General features: G+C 51.8%; 17 protein-coding genes. 14 read left to right on the top strand and 3 right to left on the bottom strand.

Going from position 1 to position 16,337, the window contains the following annotated elements:
- Nucleotides 1-2: 2 nt before the first annotated feature.
- Genes ACFO4L_RS14910 through ACFO4L_RS14900 form a run of 3 tightly spaced genes read left to right on the top strand, consistent with a single transcriptional unit; the run spans nt 3 to nt 1,071 of the window.
- Nucleotides 3-518, top strand: coding sequence for a GNAT family N-acetyltransferase (locus ACFO4L_RS14910; protein WP_377910458.1), 516 nt, complete (start codon nt 3-5; stop codon nt 516-518).
- Entirely contained in the window at nt 518-724 is a 207-nt protein-coding gene (locus ACFO4L_RS14905) for a superinfection immunity protein (RefSeq protein ID WP_377910457.1), read from the top strand. Before ACFO4L_RS14910 ends, ACFO4L_RS14905 begins: the two co-directional genes overlap by 1 nt.
- Complete coding sequence (locus ACFO4L_RS14900) at nt 721-1,071, top strand: YhfM domain-containing protein (RefSeq protein WP_377910456.1); 351 nt, start codon at nt 721-723, stop codon at nt 1,069-1,071. The genes ACFO4L_RS14905 and ACFO4L_RS14900 overlap by 4 nt, the downstream gene beginning before the upstream one ends.
- Nucleotides 1,072-1,104: 33 nt before the next feature.
- Here ACFO4L_RS14900 and ACFO4L_RS14895 read toward each other — a convergent pair whose 3' ends face one another.
- A complete protein-coding gene (locus ACFO4L_RS14895; RefSeq protein ID WP_377910454.1) occupies nt 1,105-2,001 on the bottom strand; it encodes a LysR family transcriptional regulator in 897 nt (298 codons plus the stop codon).
- 174 nt (nt 2,002-2,175) lie between these two features.
- On the opposite strand from ACFO4L_RS14895, the gene ACFO4L_RS14890 reads away from it, so the two are divergent.
- The 7 genes from ACFO4L_RS14890 (at nt 2,176) to ACFO4L_RS14860 (ending at nt 9,327) form a co-directional block, all read left to right on the top strand.
- Entirely contained in the window at nt 2,176-3,273 is a 1,098-nt protein-coding gene (locus ACFO4L_RS14890; protein WP_377910453.1) for an ABC transporter ATP-binding protein, read from the top strand.
- Nucleotides 3,257-4,321: an ABC transporter substrate-binding protein gene (locus ACFO4L_RS14885; protein WP_377910452.1), complete on the top strand. Its 1,065-nt coding sequence runs from the start codon at nt 3,257-3,259 to the stop codon at nt 4,319-4,321. The genes ACFO4L_RS14890 and ACFO4L_RS14885 overlap by 17 nt, the downstream gene beginning before the upstream one ends.
- Complete coding sequence (locus ACFO4L_RS14880; RefSeq protein ID WP_377910451.1) at nt 4,322-5,983, top strand: ABC transporter permease; 1,662 nt, start codon at nt 4,322-4,324, stop codon at nt 5,981-5,983.
- 15 nt (nt 5,984-5,998) lie between these two features.
- Nucleotides 5,999-7,090, top strand: a complete 1,092-nt coding sequence (locus tag ACFO4L_RS14875) for an MBL fold metallo-hydrolase (protein ID WP_377910450.1) — start codon at nt 5,999-6,001, stop codon at nt 7,088-7,090.
- A gap of 273 nt (nt 7,091-7,363) precedes the next feature.
- Complete coding sequence (locus ACFO4L_RS14870) at nt 7,364-8,134, top strand: TerC family protein (RefSeq protein WP_377910449.1); 771 nt, start codon at nt 7,364-7,366, stop codon at nt 8,132-8,134.
- Entirely contained in the window at nt 8,131-8,667 is a 537-nt protein-coding gene (locus ACFO4L_RS14865) for a phosphatase PAP2 family protein (protein ID WP_377910448.1), read from the top strand. Before ACFO4L_RS14870 ends, ACFO4L_RS14865 begins: the two co-directional genes overlap by 4 nt.
- Before the next feature lie 225 nt (nt 8,668-8,892).
- A complete protein-coding gene (locus ACFO4L_RS14860) occupies nt 8,893-9,327 on the top strand; it encodes a hypothetical protein (protein WP_377910447.1) in 435 nt (144 codons plus the stop codon).
- 217 nt (nt 9,328-9,544) lie between these two features.
- On the opposite strand, the gene hmpA is transcribed toward ACFO4L_RS14860, so the two are convergent.
- Nucleotides 9,545-10,735 (bottom strand): NO-inducible flavohemoprotein, encoded by a 1,191-nt coding sequence (hmpA, locus tag ACFO4L_RS14855; RefSeq protein WP_377910446.1) that lies wholly within the window; start codon nt 10,733-10,735, stop codon nt 9,545-9,547.
- Nucleotides 10,736-11,014: 279 nt separating this feature from the next.
- Nucleotides 11,015-12,001 (bottom strand): aldo/keto reductase, encoded by a 987-nt coding sequence (locus ACFO4L_RS14850; protein ID WP_377910445.1) that lies wholly within the window; start codon nt 11,999-12,001, stop codon nt 11,015-11,017.
- A gap of 288 nt (nt 12,002-12,289) precedes the next feature.
- Here ACFO4L_RS14850 and ACFO4L_RS14845 point away from each other — a divergent pair, with 288 nt between their 5' ends.
- The 4 genes from ACFO4L_RS14845 (at nt 12,290) to ACFO4L_RS14830 (ending at nt 16,164) form a co-directional block, all read left to right on the top strand.
- Complete coding sequence (locus ACFO4L_RS14845) at nt 12,290-13,267, top strand: Bug family tripartite tricarboxylate transporter substrate binding protein (protein WP_377910444.1); 978 nt, start codon at nt 12,290-12,292, stop codon at nt 13,265-13,267.
- A gap of 80 nt (nt 13,268-13,347) precedes the next feature.
- Nucleotides 13,348-13,824, top strand: a complete 477-nt coding sequence (locus tag ACFO4L_RS14840; protein WP_377910443.1) for a tripartite tricarboxylate transporter TctB family protein — start codon at nt 13,348-13,350, stop codon at nt 13,822-13,824.
- Nucleotides 13,825-13,839: 15 nt separating this feature from the next.
- Nucleotides 13,840-15,360 carry a tripartite tricarboxylate transporter permease gene (locus tag ACFO4L_RS14835; protein ID WP_377910442.1) on the top strand — a complete coding sequence of 507 codons (1,521 nt, stop codon included), beginning with the start codon at nt 13,840-13,842 and terminating at the stop codon, nt 15,358-15,360.
- 15 nt (nt 15,361-15,375) lie between these two features.
- Nucleotides 15,376-16,164, top strand: a complete 789-nt coding sequence (locus ACFO4L_RS14830) for an SDR family oxidoreductase (protein ID WP_377910441.1) — start codon at nt 15,376-15,378, stop codon at nt 16,162-16,164.
- The last annotated feature ends 173 nt before the right edge of the window (nt 16,165-16,337 follow it).

The following is a 16,337-nucleotide window of genomic DNA, read 5'->3' as shown; positions in this document are numbered from 1 at the left end:
CGATGATACACGTGAAGCGTGCAGAACTAGAACATGTAGAAGGCATTCAGCGTGTCTGCTGCGAGGGCTGCCGCGCCGCCTACCGCGGATTGCAGGAGGATGCCTATATTGAACGCAACAACCGTTACTGGTACAACGAAACCAGAATAAAGGATGAGCTTGAAGAGAGCGAGCGGTGGGATGGCTATTACGTTGCTGTTGAAAATGGAGAGGTCGTCGGTGCAATCGGGGGTGGGCTGACGGGTGAAGCCGAAAGCGAAGTTTACGTGCTCTATCTCGATCCGGCGCGCCGCGGTGAAGGGATCGGTACCATGCTGCTGGAGACACTGACACACGTTCAGCAGCTGAAAGGATCACGGAGACAGTGGGTGTCCGTTGCAAAAGGCAATCAGAAGGGCATCCCCTTTTACGAAAGCAGAGGCTTTCAATTTGTGGCTGAAAAGCCCTCTTTTTCGAATCAGGAAGGAGACGACTATCGTTCTTTCCGCTACGCACGCGAAATAGGGGAGGAGTCATAATGGAATGGATCAGCGTCACGCCGCTGCTTCTTTTGGCCGTTGTTTGTGTGCTGCTTGTTTATTTTCTCCCGGCAGCGCTTGCGTACCTGTTCGGACAGACGAGACGGCGGCTCATCCTGATATTGAACGTGCTGATTGGATGGAGCGCAGTAGGCTGGGCGCTGCTTCTGGCCTGGACGATCGTCGTAAGGCTGCGTGCATCATGAGGCTGCTGCTTGTTATAGCGCTGCTGCTGGCGGGTTGTTCGCCGGACATTCGTGCAGATCAAATCGCTGTTTACAGCTTTACTTCCTTCCATGGCTGGGGCGGGGATCCGGTGATCGTCCTGGAAGACGAGGAAGCGGTGAACGCATTTACAGAGACGCTTTCTGAAGGCAGCCGCCTCTCCGGAGCGGTGGACGTCGTGGAGCCGGACTGGACGGTCGTGCTCGATGGAAAAGACGCCTGGCACCTGTGGCTCGATGACGAGAACGGAAGTGCCATGCACGCAGACGACACACATACGCTTTATGAAGTGGGAAGTACAGAAGACATTCAAGCCTATTTACCTTAGCGTCTTCTTGCGCAGTTGCGTGAGAGGGCTTTTTTATGTTTCCGTTTCACTGTAACCGATGCCGCTGTAAAGCTCCGTAAAGAAAGACTCCATGATCGGTGTAACGGGGCGGTCTTTGCGGTAAATTAACGAGATCCAGCGCGAGGCTTGCTCATACGGAAGCGGTCGGATTGCGAGTTTGCCCGCAGCAAGATCTTCCTCCACTGCCCGGGAGGAAAGGATCGCACAGCCGCTTCCAAGCCGGACTAAGAAACGAATCGCCTCTACGTTCGTCAGCTCCATCGCGACATTCAGGTTCAGCTTCTCTTCAGCTGCCCAGTCGTTGACGATATCACGCGTCGATCCGCTTTGATGAAGTAAGAGCGGGAACCGCTCAATATCTGCTTCGAGCTGGGTGGAATCCAACAGGGGATGTCCGGGAGGCGTAACGAGGACAACGTCATCTGGACAAAGGCGTTTAACCGTCAGCTTCGACGTCGTCAGATTCTGCTCGGACACGATGCCGATATCGAGCCGCTTCATGATGATATCATCTGCTGTCTGGGGAGCAGGCTGGATAGAAATACGCAGCTGCACACCCGGTGTCTTCTGCTGAAACTGGTATAAAATCGGCGGCAGCACGTAGTTGGCCGGAATGTAGCTTGCGCCGAGAAATAACTCCCCTTTCTTATCCCGGTAATCGCGCATCACCCGCTCGGTTTCCCGGAACAGCGCCATCAGCTCCCGGCTGTAGTGCCGCAGTGCTGCACCGGCTGGAGTGAGCGTGACCTGTTCCCCTTTTCGTTCAAACAGCGGTGTTCCGATCGACTGCTCCAGCTGCTTCAGGTGAAAGGTCACTGTCGGCTGCTTGACTCCCAGCTCTTCTGCGGTTCGTGAAACGTTTTGCAGCTGTGAGAACGTATAAAATACCTCGATCTGCTTCCATTTCATTCAGCATCTTCCTTTTTTGAATAATACAAGCTGATTTTGCGGTGCAAGTATAGAAAAAATCTATATGTAAATAGAGAATACCACAGCAGTATTGAAGGAATGTTAATTCTGTCTTTAAATTTCCTTAACATTTCATCCGTAACATACGGAGTGTAGACGAAAGGAGCGGACAGTATGGATATTCAGTTCAGACAGCTTGAAAAATGGTTCGGAACGCTGCAGGCACTGAAGCCGTTATCAATGACCATTCAGTCAGGAGAATTTGTCAGCCTCGTCGGCCCGTCCGGATGCGGAAAAACGACGCTGCTGCGAATGATTGCCGGATTAGAAGATCCTGCAGCAGGATCGATTCTGTTTGGCGGAACTCCTGTTTTTGATAGTGAAAATCATATAAATAAACCGCCGCAGAAGCGGAAGATCGGCATGGTGTTTCAGGACTTCGCGCTCTGGCCGCACATGACGGTATTTGAAAATGTAGCTTATGGCTTAAAGGCAACCGGCCGCAAGCGTGAAGTAAAGGAAAAAGTGGCCGAGGCGCTGAAAAGTGTTCAGCTGGATGCTCATCACGAACGGTATCCGCATCAGCTTTCAGGCGGCCAGCAGCAGCGCGTGGCAATCGCCCGGGCGATTGCAACCGATCCGGAGATCATTCTCATGGATGAACCGCTGAGTGCGCTTGACGCTTCTCTTCGCGATGAAATGCGGATCCTGCTGCAGTCGCTCGTAAAAAAGCTGAATATGACGGCAGTTTACGTTACGCATGACCAAAGTGAAGCGATGGCGATGTCAGACCGAGTCGTCGTCATGAACGCAGGTGACGTGCAGCAGACGGGCACCCCGGAAGAAATATATCAGCGTCCGGTTAACGATACCGTCGCCTCTTTCATCGGAAAAGGAACGCTTCTGGACGGGCTGGTTACGGAAGTGGAAGAGGTGCCGATGCTGAAGGTGAGCACCGAGGTGCAAATTCCGCTTTCGAGCAAAAAAACAGATGGGCTAAAGCCGCATGACTGGGTGCATGCGATCATTCGGCCGGAGCAGGTGAAGCTTGATACAAAGCCGTCAGAAGCAGGTCTTGCAGGCATCGTTGAAACAGTTAGCTTTCTCGGCGAACGGTATGAAGTCAGCGTAAAGCTGCACGGCTGTAATGAACGGCTGTTTGCTTATACACATGAAAAAACAGCGCCAGGTCAAGAGATTTCGCTGACGGTACGCAACACCATCCATCTGATACAGCATAAGGGAGGACTTACACATGAAGAAACAGCTTAGCATAGCAGCAGGGACAGCAGGGATTCTTTTTTTAGGAGCATGCGCGCAGACGGAATCGGAGCAAGGAGCCGAAAACGCTCCGGAAACAAACGAAGCAGCGGAGCAAAATGAAGCGGAAAACGCCGGGAACCATGAAGAGACGGGTGAACTGACTATTTATACGTCCGGTCCTGCGGGAATGGCAGAGGCGCTTGTGGAAGGATTCGAAGAGGAATCCGGCGTTGAAGTGGATATGTTCCAGGGCACGACGGGTGACGTGCTGGGCCGTCTGCAGGCAGAGGAAGACAATCCAATCGCAGACGTTGTTGTGCTGGCTTCCATGCCGCCCGCAATAAATTTTAAGGAGCGGGGCATGACGATGGCTTATGAATCTGAGTATGCGGATTCTCTTCGTGACGGCTGGTATGATGAAGAATTTCATTACTACGGCTTCAGTGCGTCTGCTCTGGGGCTGAGTTATAACACCGAGCTTGTCGATGAGGTGCCGGATGACTGGAGTGACCTTATAGATGAGCAGTACGCCGACCAGATCGCAATTCCGGATCCGTATGAGTCCGGCACGGCACGCGACTTTATTGCGGCCTATATCAATCAGGAAGGTGACGCCGGCTGGGAACTATTTGAGGAGCTCGCCGAAAACGGACTCCAGATGGAAGGAGCGAATAACCCGGCGCTGCAGACGGTCATTGGAGGATCCAACCAGCTCGTAATGGCAGGAGTGGACTACATGGTTTACAACAATATTCAGGACGGCGAGCCGGTGGACATTGTCTTTCCGGAAAGCGGCACGATGGTAACGCCTCGTCCGGCCTTTATTATGGAAAGCGCTGAGAACGTGGATTCAGCACAGCAGTATATCGACTACATTCTGTCGGGTGCCGGACAGGAAATTGTCGCAGACGCCTTCCTCATGCCGATCCGGGAGGATATCGACGTGCACGAAGATCGCGCGGATATCGATGATATTGAACAGCTCGATTTTGAGTGGGAGTACCTGGAGGAAAACGGAGAAGCCTATCTGGAGCGGTTCCAGGAGATTGTCCGGTAAATGGCACACGTATCCTGGACACAGCGCGTCAATAAATACTTGGCGCTCACGGTGCTGACGCTGCTCGTTTTTATGCCGCTGGTACTAGTCATTATGCGGGCCGTCACACCGGAAGGCACGTTTGAAGGATTTGGAGCCTTTTCGATACTTGGGGAGGGAATGTATCAGGAAATTCTGTTGAATTCCCTGCTGCTCGGATTTGGCGTTGTGATCCTCTCCTCGCTGATAGCTGCACCGCTTGCCTTTTTCATGGCACGGACGGAGCTTGGGAAGCACCGCTGGATTGATATTGTTCTGATCATTCCCTTTATGACGCCGCCTTATATCGGCGCGATGGGCTGGATTTTGTCGATGCAGTCCAATGGGTACGCGGAGCAGCTGTTTCCGTTTCTTGCACCGGTGACGCCGTTATTCTTTACGTACTTCGGCATGGTGCTTGTGATGAGCCTGCACCTGTTTCCGTTTATTTATCTAATCATGCGAAACAACCTGGAGAATATCGGCGGCCGGCTTGAGGAAGCAGGGCTGATCCACGGTGGAAGCTTCGGCTACCGGCTGCGACGCATCGTGCTGCCGCTCTTCGTTTCCGGCTACAGTATGGGGGCGCTGCTCGTTTTTGTGAAGACGATCGGTGAATTCGGCACGCCGGTAACACTTGGAAACCGGATCGGCTTTTACGTGCTGACGTCCGAAATTCACCGGCATGCTTCTGTCTGGCCGATCGACTTTGGCACGGCAGCGATTTTATCGACGATGCTTTTGAGCGTGAGCATGGCCGTCTGGTATTTCCAGCAGTGGTTTGCAGCCCGGACCCACGGCAAAGTAGTGTCTGGAAAAGGGCAGACAAAGGCGTTTACGCCGCTCGGAAAAAAGCAGGTGTTTGCCTGGATTTATCTCGCGGGTATACTCGGTCTGGCGATCGGTGTACCGTACTTTTCTGTTGCATCCACGGCCTTTATGGATGTTCAGGGACAGGGGCTCGCATTTGACAATCTGACGCTGCGTCATATGCAGGATCTGTTTACCGGAAGCGGACTGGATGCTCTCTGGAACAGCATCTGGCTGGCAAGTATTGCGGCAACGATCAGTGCAGCGATCGGCCTGTGGGTCACGATTGTGATCATGAAAAAGCGCGGGACGGTCGAAAAAAGCATGGATTTTCTGTCGATTGCGCCGAATACGGTTCCCGGAATCGTCGTTGTCGTCGGGCTGATTCTTTTTTGGAACGCCTACTGGAATCCGGCTCCGGTATACAATACGTGGATGATGCTTGTAACGACATATGTCGTTCTTTACATTCCGTTTACAGTACAAAACATTAAGGCGATCTACGGCCAGCTTGGGGATTCGTTGTTTCAGGCAGCGAGAACGAGCGGTGCCTCCCCGTGGTACGTGCTGCGAACGGTGCTGCTTCCGCTTATTTTGCCGGGCGTGCTCGCAGGCTGGATCATGTCCTTTACAATTTCGATGCGGGAGCTTGTCGGCTCGCTCATCTTGCGGCCGCCGAACATGCATACGTCAGCCACATTTATTTATTCCCAATTTGAACAGGGGACGGTCGCCCAGGGCATGGCAATGGCACTTGTCACGGTGGGATTAACGACAGTTGTTCTCATCGGTGTGGAAAAAATGAAAGAACGGTCACAGCGCTACCGGACGTAAAGGAGAATGATGAACATGCACGTTACGTTTCTGGGAGGGGCCGGCGAGTACGGCCGCTCCTCTTTTTTGTTACGAACTGACGAGCAGGACTACTTAATTGACTGCGGCATTGCAAAGGGTCAAAACGGGGCCGTGTATCCGGAGTTCCATCGCATCGATCAGAAGCGGCTGAAGGCCGTCTTTTTAACCCACAGCCACGATGATCACACGGGTGCATTAGGAAAACTTGCCGAGACAGGATGGAGCGGACCGGTTTATGCATCGGCCCCGACGCTTGCGCAAACAGGTCCGCTTCCGGACGGTTTTTACGCCGTAGAGCTGAAATCAGCTGCAGCCGGATCCTGGCACGCGGTTGATAAGACGCCATACTGCTTTGGAAGAGCAGGACACACGGAAGGGGCCTGCTGGTTCTTATTTAACGTGAAAGGCGAAACCGTGTTTTTTTCCGGTGATTATTCGATGCGCTCCACGCTTTATCCATACGATCTCCCGCCTGAAAAGCCGGTAGACTTGGCCATCCTGGACGGTGCCTACGGTCTTGAAACGCGTGATCCGGAGAAGATGGAGGAGGCGCTGCTGCAGCGCTTGAGGGAACGGATGCCGGCTGCAATTCACGGGCCGCTTTCGGGTAAGACACAGGAGCTGCTCGTTCTGTTAACAGAAGCAGGCATGAAGGTAGCATTGGATCCGCAAATCCGCGTCTACACGCTAAACAGCCTGAAAAAGCGCTGCGACTGGTACACGGAAAAAGGAGGCGCAAGACTGGAAGCAGCTCTGATGAGAGCGGCAGCACCTGATCAACAGGATCAGCATACCGCAGGGCTTTATCTCGAAAGGACGCTTGCCGGCGGAGATCTATCCGGCTCCACCCTTTTTACCACGGGTCCAAAGCTTTCTGTGTTTAAATCAGGTCCGTATGAAAAAGTCTCGTTCTTCGTACATCCGCTTTTACGCGAAACGAAAGCATTGCTGAAGCGAATTCAGCCTGTTCGAACGGTGTTTACGCATACCTCAGCGCCGGAAGTGTTTTTACCGCTCTCAGAGACGTGCGTTGTCATAGCGGGTGTAGGAGATACAGTAAGCGTGAGCAGAAGCAGAACCGGCTGATAATAGCAGCAGGAAATCGTGCGCCTCGAAGAAGATGATGACTACACAATTTTACCAATTGATACATGACATTTCCGCAGACACTGGAACTGGCAGAAAGTATACTTCTCCTAATACCATTAAAGGGGAGTAGCCACTTCAGCTGAGTCGTCAGGACGGGGATTTTATCCCCCGGTTCAGCTGGGCAGCGTCATTTGCCGGCAAGACCTTTACCGCTGAGGTAAAGGTCTTTTCTTTTTGCCTCAGACGCTGATACGAAAGAGGTTATGAGAGATGACGGCAATGCTGCTTGAGTACGGATGGACACTGTTGATCCTGATTGGTCTGGAGGGGCTGCTTGCAGCTGATAACGCGCTCGTGCTGGCAATGATGGTACGGCACCTGCCGGAAAAGCAGCGCAAGAAGGCATTGTTTTACGGCCTCGCAGGCGCTTTTTTATTCCGATTCAGCTCGTTGTTTATGATTTCCTTGTTAATCGACGTGTGGCAGGTTCAGGCGATCGGTGCCGCTTACCTGATCTTTTTGGCTCTGAACCACTTTTTCCGCCGCCATGTACAGGCGAAGATCCGCAAAAGCGGCGGTGGATTCTGGAGCACTGTGTTTAAGGTGGAACTGGCGGACATTGCATTTGCAGTAGACTCGATTTTAGCTGCAGTCGCGTTGGCAGTGGTGCTTCCGAAAACTGGCCTGCCATCGGTTGGAGGTATGGACGGAGGCCAGTTCGCAGTCGTACTGGCTGCCGGATTGATCGGCATTGTGCTCATGCGTTTTGCTGCTCACTGGTTTATCCGTCTGCTGGAACAAAAGCCGCAGCTGGAGCACGTGTCTTATTTGATCGTCGGCTGGGTCGGCTTTAAGCTCGTCGTTTACACGCTCGCTCATCCGGATATTGCTGTCATCGATCATCATTTCCCGCATTCCCTGCTCTGGAAGGGCTTGTTCTGGAGCGTGCTGCTCCTCACATTTACGACAGGGTTTTTCTGGAACAGGTTTCCCTGGTCTGCTGCAGCTAAAAAAGAAAAAGCTGCAAAGGTGGAGGTATGAGCGCTGTTTCTGCAGCAGGCTGGTTCGGAAGCGCAGAAGTTACGATCGCAACAGCGCTTCTGGCAGCCGGCGTTTTTCTCATATATAAAAAGCGCCGGCTTGCCTGGTATGTGATGGCGTATTTTTTCGGAGGCATGCTGTTTACGTTGCTGCTGAAATTCCTCGTTCAAAGAGAGCGTCCGGGAGCCGAGCGAATGATAGAGCTGTTCTCCTTTGAATTCGAACTCGAATCCTACAGCTTCCCGAGCGGTCATGCAATGCGGCTGTTTTTACTGGCAGGCTTTTTAATCTGGCTTTTGCTGCACTATTGCTCAAGCAGGGTGATGCGGGCGGGAGCTGGTATCTTCATCTTTCTCGCAGCGACGGCTGGCAGTTACTCGCGTGTTTCTGACGGTTGGCATTATCCATCAGACATTGCCGGATCTGCCTTTGCAGCTGTGATATTTGCCATGTTTTTCATGCTCATGACGCGGAGGCGAATTTTTGAGAATGTTTCAAAAACAAAAAACCGCTTATTTGTTTCACCAAAGTGAATGTAACGAAAGAATGCATTAATTCCATATAAAGGTAAATAATAGTGGGATCGTCGAGCAGTTATCTTGAGAATCTGTGAAATCTGGCTGTCAATGGAGCAAAACCTCAAATGGGCATTTTTTCAAACGTTGCAATTTTTTTTATTTTGTTTTATCTTCACGGTAACTTGGAAAAAGGAGGAGATCTTCATCCTGCAGCAGTTAGGAAAAAACGTTGTCGTTTTGATGTCTTCGCTTTTGCTTATCTTCAGCCTTGTCACCCCGGCCTTTGCCGAAACGAACGGGGAACAGGCAGTGCCGGCGGCCTCAGAGCTGGATCAGGTCCAGCAGCAGCTTGAACCGTATTTGATTCCGGTAAACGGCTGGTATGAGCTGGACGAAGAGGCGGCATCTGCTTCGTTTACCGAAGAGGAAATCGCTGATATTTCTCAGGCGCTGCAGTATTACGGAGCCGTCCATCACGATCCCGGCGAAATTTCTACGCAGGCTCTGCCCGTTGCTGTTGTTGTCTTCCTCGGCGGTCTGGCGGCCTTCGTTGGCTGGGAACTTGCTTCTGAAATAACGAGTGACTTTTACACGTGGGGCGTGACAGAAGGCTGCAACCGCTGGAGCCACGTTGGCGTTGTAAACAGCTTCTGTACAGCAAACGATTATCTTTAAACGGTTCATAAAAGGACGGTGTTAAGTATGAGCGGAGCAATTGTGTTTTTTGGCTCGTTGGCAGCGCTCCTGTTTGCCGGAGTCGGGCTGATCCTGTGGGGCGGAAAAACGTTGATTAAGGCCGCAAAACAGCTGCGATAAAGCGGCTTCTATTATCAAGAACGAACCACAAGCCGGGAGCATCACTGCTCCCGGCTTGTTGTTTATGGCTTAGTTTCTAGTATTCTTCTGCCATAGCTGGCTCCAGAGCGGTTCCCGGTCCGAAAAACTCGTAGTGGATACGATCGTCAGAAACACCGATCTGGCTGAGCAGCCCGGCGGCTGTCTGCATGAACGCTTCAGGTCCACACAGGTAAACATCTGCAGGCTGCTCCGGCATAAAGCGGCGAAGCGTGTCGGCTGTCAAACGTCCCTGTGCATCCCCGTCCTCGATGTGTGCAGGATGTTCAATGACGAGGAAGCGTTTGTGAGGAGCGGTGGCCCAGTCTTCTGTTTCTGCTGTTAATCCAGCTGTGCGGCCGTCCCGGACGGCATGAATCAGCGTCATCGGACGTTCCGGCTCGGCTTCCTTTTGCTGCTTCATCATGCTGAGCAGCGGTGTGATGCCAACTCCGCCGGCGATAAAAACGGCGGGAGCGGAGGACGATTTAACGGTGAAATCTCCGGCTGGCGCGCTGGCCGGGAGTGTGGAACCGACGTGAACACTGTCATGCAGCCAGCTGGAAACGATGCCGTCCGGTCCGCCTTCCCGCTTCACGCTGATCCGGTAATAGCCGGTATCAGGCTGATCCGACAGAGAATACTGGCGAATGTGCGTATACTGCTCTCCCGGGATTTGCGCCATGATGCTGATGTATTGTCCCGGTTCAAATGATGGGAGCGGCCTGCCGTCTGCGCGTTGGACGTAAAACGACGTGATTTCGCTGCTCTCTTGTCGTTTTTCCACGACTTCAAGCTCCTCAAAGCCATCCCATCCGGCATCCTCGTACATCTTCTTTTCCGTTTCAATGAAAATATCAGCAATTATTCCGTAGGCTGCACCCCAGGCTTCGATCACCGGATGATCCGTTTCCAGGCTCAGCTTCTCCTGCATCGCCCGCAGCAAATACTCTCCGACCAATGGATAATGCTCGGCGCGGACACCGATGCTGCGATGCTTATGGGCGACACGCTCCACAAACGGGCCAATCGCTTCCAGGCGGTCGATGTGGACAGCAGCCTGATAGAGAGAATAAGCAAGCGCCCGCGGCTGCATGCCCGTTTTCTGGTGGACATGATTAAACACGTGGAGCAGCTCCGGATGATCCTCGAACAACGTGTTATAAAAATGCGTCGTTACCGTGGTGCCATGCTTTTCCAAAACGGGAATCGTCGCCTTAATCGTCTCTTTCTGTGCTTCTGTTAACATCTTTATCCACCTCCACATAATCTACTTCTATTGAACCATATTCAGCGCTTAAAGATGTATTTAAAATACATCTATTTTGTGAACAATGGCAGAAAAAGGAGCCCTGACATGTAATCACAAGCTGAGGGTGCCATGCGTATGAAGTGATTGGCTGCGGACATGTGATCTCTGGGGAGTGGGAAATCAGATGAAACAGACGGACTTGGGGCAGGAGTTTTCACAAAAAAGCACTGAAAATGGGTACAGACCCATTTTTAGTGCGGAAGCTAATCTATTCGTTTAAGACGGAAGCGGAGCATCAGGTGAAACAAGACCTTCGTCGATCATGTCGATCCAGAACGCAGATGGAATATGCTCGGATAAGGCGTCGAGATCAGCCTGAATCCGGTCGGGACGAGTCGAACCTGGAATAACAGCCGATACGTTCGGATTTGCCGTTGAAAATTGCAGGGCTGCGGCCTTTAAGCTGACGCCGTGCCGCTCAGCAATTTTCTCTACCTGTTTAATATGCTTGCGCTGGTCATCTGTGATGGGTGCATAATCAAAATGGTCGCCGCCAAGCAGCGCGCCGGAATTATAGGGACCGCCAACAACAATGCGGGAGTTTTGCTGGCTGATACGCGGCATCAGATGTGTCAGAGCACGCTCATGCTGCAGCAGCGTATACTGAAGTGCCTGCAGGCTGATATCCGGCTTCGTTTCCTCCAGCTCCAGTGCGAGCTCGATCGGTATCGTCGTGTTCACACCGAGCCCCCAGGCGGAAATAACCCCTTCATCCCGCATCTCAGCGAGAGCTTTAAACGCGCCGTTTCGGGCTTCATCAAATTTAGTAATCCACTCATCCCCAAGGAAGTCAGGCGATAAGTCATGGACATACACGATGTCGAGACGGTCTGTCTGCAGTCGTTCGAGGCTTTGTTCGATCGAACGCTTCACCGCATCCTCTGTATATTCATTCAACAGCTTATTTTGATAACCGTCCTCAAACAGTCCCTCCTTGTCCTCTTTTTCATCAAGGACAACGCGTCCGACTTTCGTGCTTAAAATGAAGTCATCGCGATTTTTCTCTGAGAGAACACGGCCTAATCGTTCTTCAGCAAGGCCGGCTCCATAAAACGGAGCAGTATCAAAATAGCGGATGCCTGCATCCCATACCGCACGCACCGTATCCTCTGCTTCCTGTTCAGGTACGTCCCGGAACAGGTTTCCGAGCGGTGCTGTCCCATATCCTATTTTCTTCTTTAGTTTCTCATCCAAGATCGTCATTTTTATTCCTCCTCGTTTCGAGCTTCCTTCGACGTTTACCTTTTTATTGAAAAATCTAAACGTCTGCATGAACATACACGTGAAGTTGGATAAAATGGGATTAATTGCTATTTCATTCGGCGAGAAAGCAAACAAAATGTTCGGAACTACAAAATAATTCTGAGAAAATGTCGCATTTTATTCTTATCTCCTATATAATTGTTTTCATTAATCAATTATTTTGATTTATTTGATAATTGAGTAAACATGCAGGTGGGTACAAAGCCCATTTCGAAAGGGGACGAGAACATGAGAAAGCGTGCAAGCACCTATTCAACAGCAGCCGGATCCATCCTCGCTGTTACAGCACTCGCAGCTTGCGGAGGCGGGGAAGAAGCGGTGGAGGATTATCCGAGCAGAGAAATCGAAATGATTATTCCGTGGGATCCGGGCGGAGGAAGTGACATTGAGGGCCGTCTTGTCACAGAGCATGCGGAAAATCATATTGATACGAATTTCGTTAACGTCAACATACCGGGCGTTGGCGGAACGGTCGGCTTGGAAGAACTTGCAGAAGAGCAGCCGGACGGCTATACGCTTGGGCAGGTACATGAAGGACTGATCGTCGCTCATCATTCAGATATCACGCAGATTAACTATGATACATTCGAACCGATTGCAGCGATGTCTTCAGCTGATCAGATTCTCGCCGTGTCGACTGATCTCGGTGTAGACACACTCGATGAATTCGTCGAGCTGGGGCAGCAGGAGGAAATTAACTTCGGGGGCACAGTGTCCGGAATTCCACGTATCTGGGTCGAACAGATGGCCCAGGAGCTTGAAATTGACTACAACATGGTTGGGTACGAAGGTCTGGCAGAGGCCATTCAGGCACTTGCCGGCGGGCATATTGATGCCGCGATCGTCGACTATCCATCTGCCTCTGATTTTGTCGAAGCAGGTGACATGGAGTTCATCGCAATTGGAACCGAGGAGCGGCTCGATCACCTGCCGGATACACCGACGTTCGTGGAAGAAGGCTATGAGCTGACGATGGGCTTAAACCGTGGTTATGTAGCGCCTGAAGGAACGCCCGACGAGATCATTGAGCGTCTCGGAGAATGGTTTGAGGCGACAGCTGAAGATCAGGATTACATCGATGCGGTGGAAAATGTCGGAGCGCAGGTAGATTTTATGGGACCAGAGGCGTACCGGGAGCACCTTGATGAGCAAAATGACATCATCAGCGGCATCATTGAGGAACTGGGAGATGAGCTTGAGGAATAACTGACAGTGTGCCGTCCGGGAGTGATGCTCTCCGGACGGTTCTGCCGTATAGGACGTCTGATACGAAAGGAGAATAAATAATGGGAGAAATAATTGTGTTGCTGCTGCTGATTATCTTCAGCGGGCTGATATTTATGCAGGGAGATGAGTTTGCCCATTTAAATGAGAGTCAGCTCGGACCGGGCACGTTCCCGCAGCTGATTGCTGTTCTGCTGGCCGTCCTGTCTTTCGTGCTGTTAATTCGAAAGATCATCGATATGAAGCGTGCTGCCGGCACAGGTGCATCAGCGGGTGAGCAGTTCCGTGCCTTTATTCACGAATACAAGCTCGTCATCATTATGTTCGCGATGCTGACTGCTTACATCATTCTGATTGATGTAATCGGCTTTGTCGTGATGACGCTGTTATTTGTGATTGCCGCAGGACTTCTGATTGGACCAAAGAAGCGGAAAAACATAGTAATCCTCGTCTGCGTGTCTGTCGTTCTTACATTCAGTACGTACTTGTTTTTCCAGAACGTGTTATACGTGCGTTTCCCAAGTGGCATCTTACTATAGAAAGGAGGTAACTCCATGTTTGATCTGTTAATTCTCGGCATGAATGAAATTTTTCAACTACATATTCTGCTTATCATTTTCGTCGGGGTTGTCGTCGGAATTTTAGCCGGACTGATTCCAGGCTTCACCGTCGCGATGGCAATTGTGCTGACCCTTCCACTGACGTTTGGCATGGATCCGGTAACCGGTGTGGCGGCGATGATCGGCGTGTTTGTCGGCGGTATGTCAGGTGGACTCATCAGTGCGACACTTCTCGGTATTCCAGGAACGCCCTCGTCGATTGCAACGACCTTCGATGCCTATCCGATGGCGAAAAAGGGAGAAGCGAGCAAGGCACTTTCGATCGGCATCTGGGCTTCGTTTTTAAGTTCGATTATCAGCCTGCTTCTGCTCGTTACCATTGCGCCGCAAATTGCGAGGTTCGCGCTCATGTTCGGTCCGTGGGAGATGTTTGCGCTTATCGTTCTGTCGTTGACGATCATCGCGAGTGTGACGGGAGAGTCAATCGTGAAAGGCCTGATTGCCGGGCTTTTCGGGCTGCTGATAGCGACAGTCGGAGCGGATCCGATTGCCGGCGTATCACGATTTACGTTTGATCTTGGCATACTTCGCGCCGGCATTCCGTTTCTCGTCGTGCTGATCGGCATGTTTGCGATCTCCAGGCTGCTCGTCTTCTTAGAACGCACGGAGATGGCTAAAGATAAGGAAGAGAAGCAAAAAGATGAATTGAAGGATATGAAAGTAGTACTGAAGCCGCTTCAGACACTGCGCATGGTGCTGCGAAAGCCGGGCACGCTGACCGGTTCGTCTATTATTGGCTCGGTCGTCGGGGCAATTCCTGGCGCAGGCGGCAGTATCGCAAACATTATTGCGTATGACCAGGCAAAAAAGTGGTCGAAGGATCCAAAAAAGTTTGGAACCGGCTGTGAAGAAGGAGTCGTCGCATCAGAAGCGGGTAATAACTCTACTGTCGGCGGTGATCTGATTCCGACCGTGGCACTCGGTATCCCGGGTTCAGCTGTAACAGCAGTCCTGTTATCGGCGCTCATGATTCACGGGATTACCCCGGGACCGCTGCTTGTGACATCTGAGCCGAACATCGTCGGCGGTATCTTCTTCGCCTTTTTTGTTGCATCCTTTTGGATGCTGATCGCACAGTTCGCAGGAATGAAATTGTTCGTGAAGGTAACCAACGTCCCTGTGCATCTGCTTGTGCCGATCATTTTCGTCCTCTGTGTCGTCGGGACGTTTGTGTTAAACAATCGCGTGTCAGATCTGTACATTCTTTTGCTGATGGGCCTGATCGGGTATTTGTTTACGAAGTATAAATTCGCTCTGGCTCCGGCCATCATCGGCGTGATTCTCGGTCCGCTTGCGGAAGTAAACCTGCGCCGGGCGTTTATGACAAATCCGGACTGGACGCTCTTTTTCACAAGACCGATCTCGATTACATTTTTAATACTAGCTGTACTCTCGATCGCCTTCACGGTATGGCAGACGAAACGATCCGGAAAACGGATGGCGGGAGCAGCTTAAAAGGAGGCAGAATGCATGGATATGAAGGTGAAAGGCCGCTCAGTCGTTGTACTGGCAGCTAGTAAAGGACTTGGAAAGGCTACGGCTGAAGCGTATGCACAGGAGGGGGCTTCAGTAGTCATTGCCAGCAGAAGCAGGGAAGAGCTGGAGCAAACGGCAGCGGAAATCCGCCAGAAAACCGGTAGCCGCGTGGAGGCCGTTCCATGTGACGTTAATGATCTGGAGTCCATACGTGCGCTGATGGCGAAAAGCGCAGAACTGCACGACGGGATTGATGTACTCATAACAAACGCCGGCGGTCCGCCGCCCGGGACGTTTGACAGCATCACAGATGAGCAGTGGCAGCAGTCGTTTCAGCAGGTGCTGCTGAGCGTCACCCGGCTCGTGCGTGAAGCACTTCCGTGGATGCGAAAAGCAGAGGCGGGGCGGATTGTGATGATCGCGTCTTCGTCCGTGAAGCAGCCGATTGATGGTCTAATTCTCTCCAACACCTTTCGGGCAGGGCTTTCCGGTCTTGCGAAAAGCCTGTCACAGGAGCTGGCGGCAGAAAATATCCTCGTCAATATTGTCGGGCCGGGTCGGATCGGCACCGACCGGCTGAAGCAGATGGATACTGCCAGAGCAGAGCGAACCGGGACATCTGTCGAAGAGCTGCAAAAGCAGGCGCAGGCAGAAATACCAGCTGGACGCTACGGAACCCCTGACGAATTTGCTCAGGCAGTTGTCTTTCTCGGCTCCGGATCGAATACGTACATCACCGGTCAGACGCTGCTTGTCGACGGCGGACTCGTTAAAGCCTTCTAAAAAGAAAAATGCCCTTCCTCGACGTGAGGGGCCACTGAAAAAGTCCTTGATGAAGACTAGAAACGTCCTTGTGGACGTTTTTGGTCTTCTTTATCTTTTTTGCTCCCTTTTCCCAGATGATCGTCTATACTTAGTTTACTACTTGGAAAGCGGGTGGCGACCATGCTTCGTCG

The organism is Bacillus daqingensis, from assembly GCF_042654445.1.
GTDB lineage: Bacteria > Bacillota > Bacilli > Bacillales > Salisediminibacteriaceae > Alkalicoccus > Alkalicoccus luteus.
The sequence above is the reverse complement of the archived record's forward strand: the minus strand, read 5'-3'. Positions and strand labels throughout refer to the sequence as shown.

What these genes read in the sequence shown, in the direction of transcription:
- ACFO4L_RS14910 (WP_377910458.1), top strand. Translation starts at nt 3, where the DNA reads ATGATACACGTGAAGCGTGCAGAACTAGAACATGTAGAAGGCATTCAG.
- ACFO4L_RS14905 (WP_377910457.1), top strand. Translation starts at nt 518, where the DNA reads ATGGAATGGATCAGCGTCACGCCGCTGCTTCTTTTGGCCGTTGTTTGT.
- ACFO4L_RS14900 (WP_377910456.1), top strand. Translation starts at nt 721, where the DNA reads ATGAGGCTGCTGCTTGTTATAGCGCTGCTGCTGGCGGGTTGTTCGCCG.
- ACFO4L_RS14895 (WP_377910454.1), bottom strand. Translation starts at nt 2,001, where the DNA reads ATGAAATGGAAGCAGATCGAGGTATTTTATACGTTCTCACAGCTGCAA.
- ACFO4L_RS14890 (WP_377910453.1), top strand. Translation starts at nt 2,176, where the DNA reads ATGGATATTCAGTTCAGACAGCTTGAAAAATGGTTCGGAACGCTGCAG.
- ACFO4L_RS14885 (WP_377910452.1), top strand. Translation starts at nt 3,257, where the DNA reads ATGAAGAAACAGCTTAGCATAGCAGCAGGGACAGCAGGGATTCTTTTT.
- ACFO4L_RS14880 (WP_377910451.1), top strand. Translation starts at nt 4,322, where the DNA reads ATGGCACACGTATCCTGGACACAGCGCGTCAATAAATACTTGGCGCTC.
- ACFO4L_RS14875 (WP_377910450.1), top strand. Translation starts at nt 5,999, where the DNA reads ATGCACGTTACGTTTCTGGGAGGGGCCGGCGAGTACGGCCGCTCCTCT.
- ACFO4L_RS14870 (WP_377910449.1), top strand. Translation starts at nt 7,364, where the DNA reads ATGACGGCAATGCTGCTTGAGTACGGATGGACACTGTTGATCCTGATT.
- ACFO4L_RS14865 (WP_377910448.1), top strand. Translation starts at nt 8,131, where the DNA reads ATGAGCGCTGTTTCTGCAGCAGGCTGGTTCGGAAGCGCAGAAGTTACG.
- ACFO4L_RS14860 (WP_377910447.1), top strand. Translation starts at nt 8,893, where the DNA reads ATGTCTTCGCTTTTGCTTATCTTCAGCCTTGTCACCCCGGCCTTTGCC.
- hmpA (WP_377910446.1), bottom strand. Translation starts at nt 10,735, where the DNA reads ATGTTAACAGAAGCACAGAAAGAGACGATTAAGGCGACGATTCCCGTT.
- ACFO4L_RS14850 (WP_377910445.1), bottom strand. Translation starts at nt 12,001, where the DNA reads ATGACGATCTTGGATGAGAAACTAAAGAAGAAAATAGGATATGGGACA.
- ACFO4L_RS14845 (WP_377910444.1), top strand. Translation starts at nt 12,290, where the DNA reads ATGAGAAAGCGTGCAAGCACCTATTCAACAGCAGCCGGATCCATCCTC.
- ACFO4L_RS14840 (WP_377910443.1), top strand. Translation starts at nt 13,348, where the DNA reads ATGGGAGAAATAATTGTGTTGCTGCTGCTGATTATCTTCAGCGGGCTG.
- ACFO4L_RS14835 (WP_377910442.1), top strand. Translation starts at nt 13,840, where the DNA reads ATGTTTGATCTGTTAATTCTCGGCATGAATGAAATTTTTCAACTACAT.
- ACFO4L_RS14830 (WP_377910441.1), top strand. Translation starts at nt 15,376, where the DNA reads ATGGATATGAAGGTGAAAGGCCGCTCAGTCGTTGTACTGGCAGCTAGT.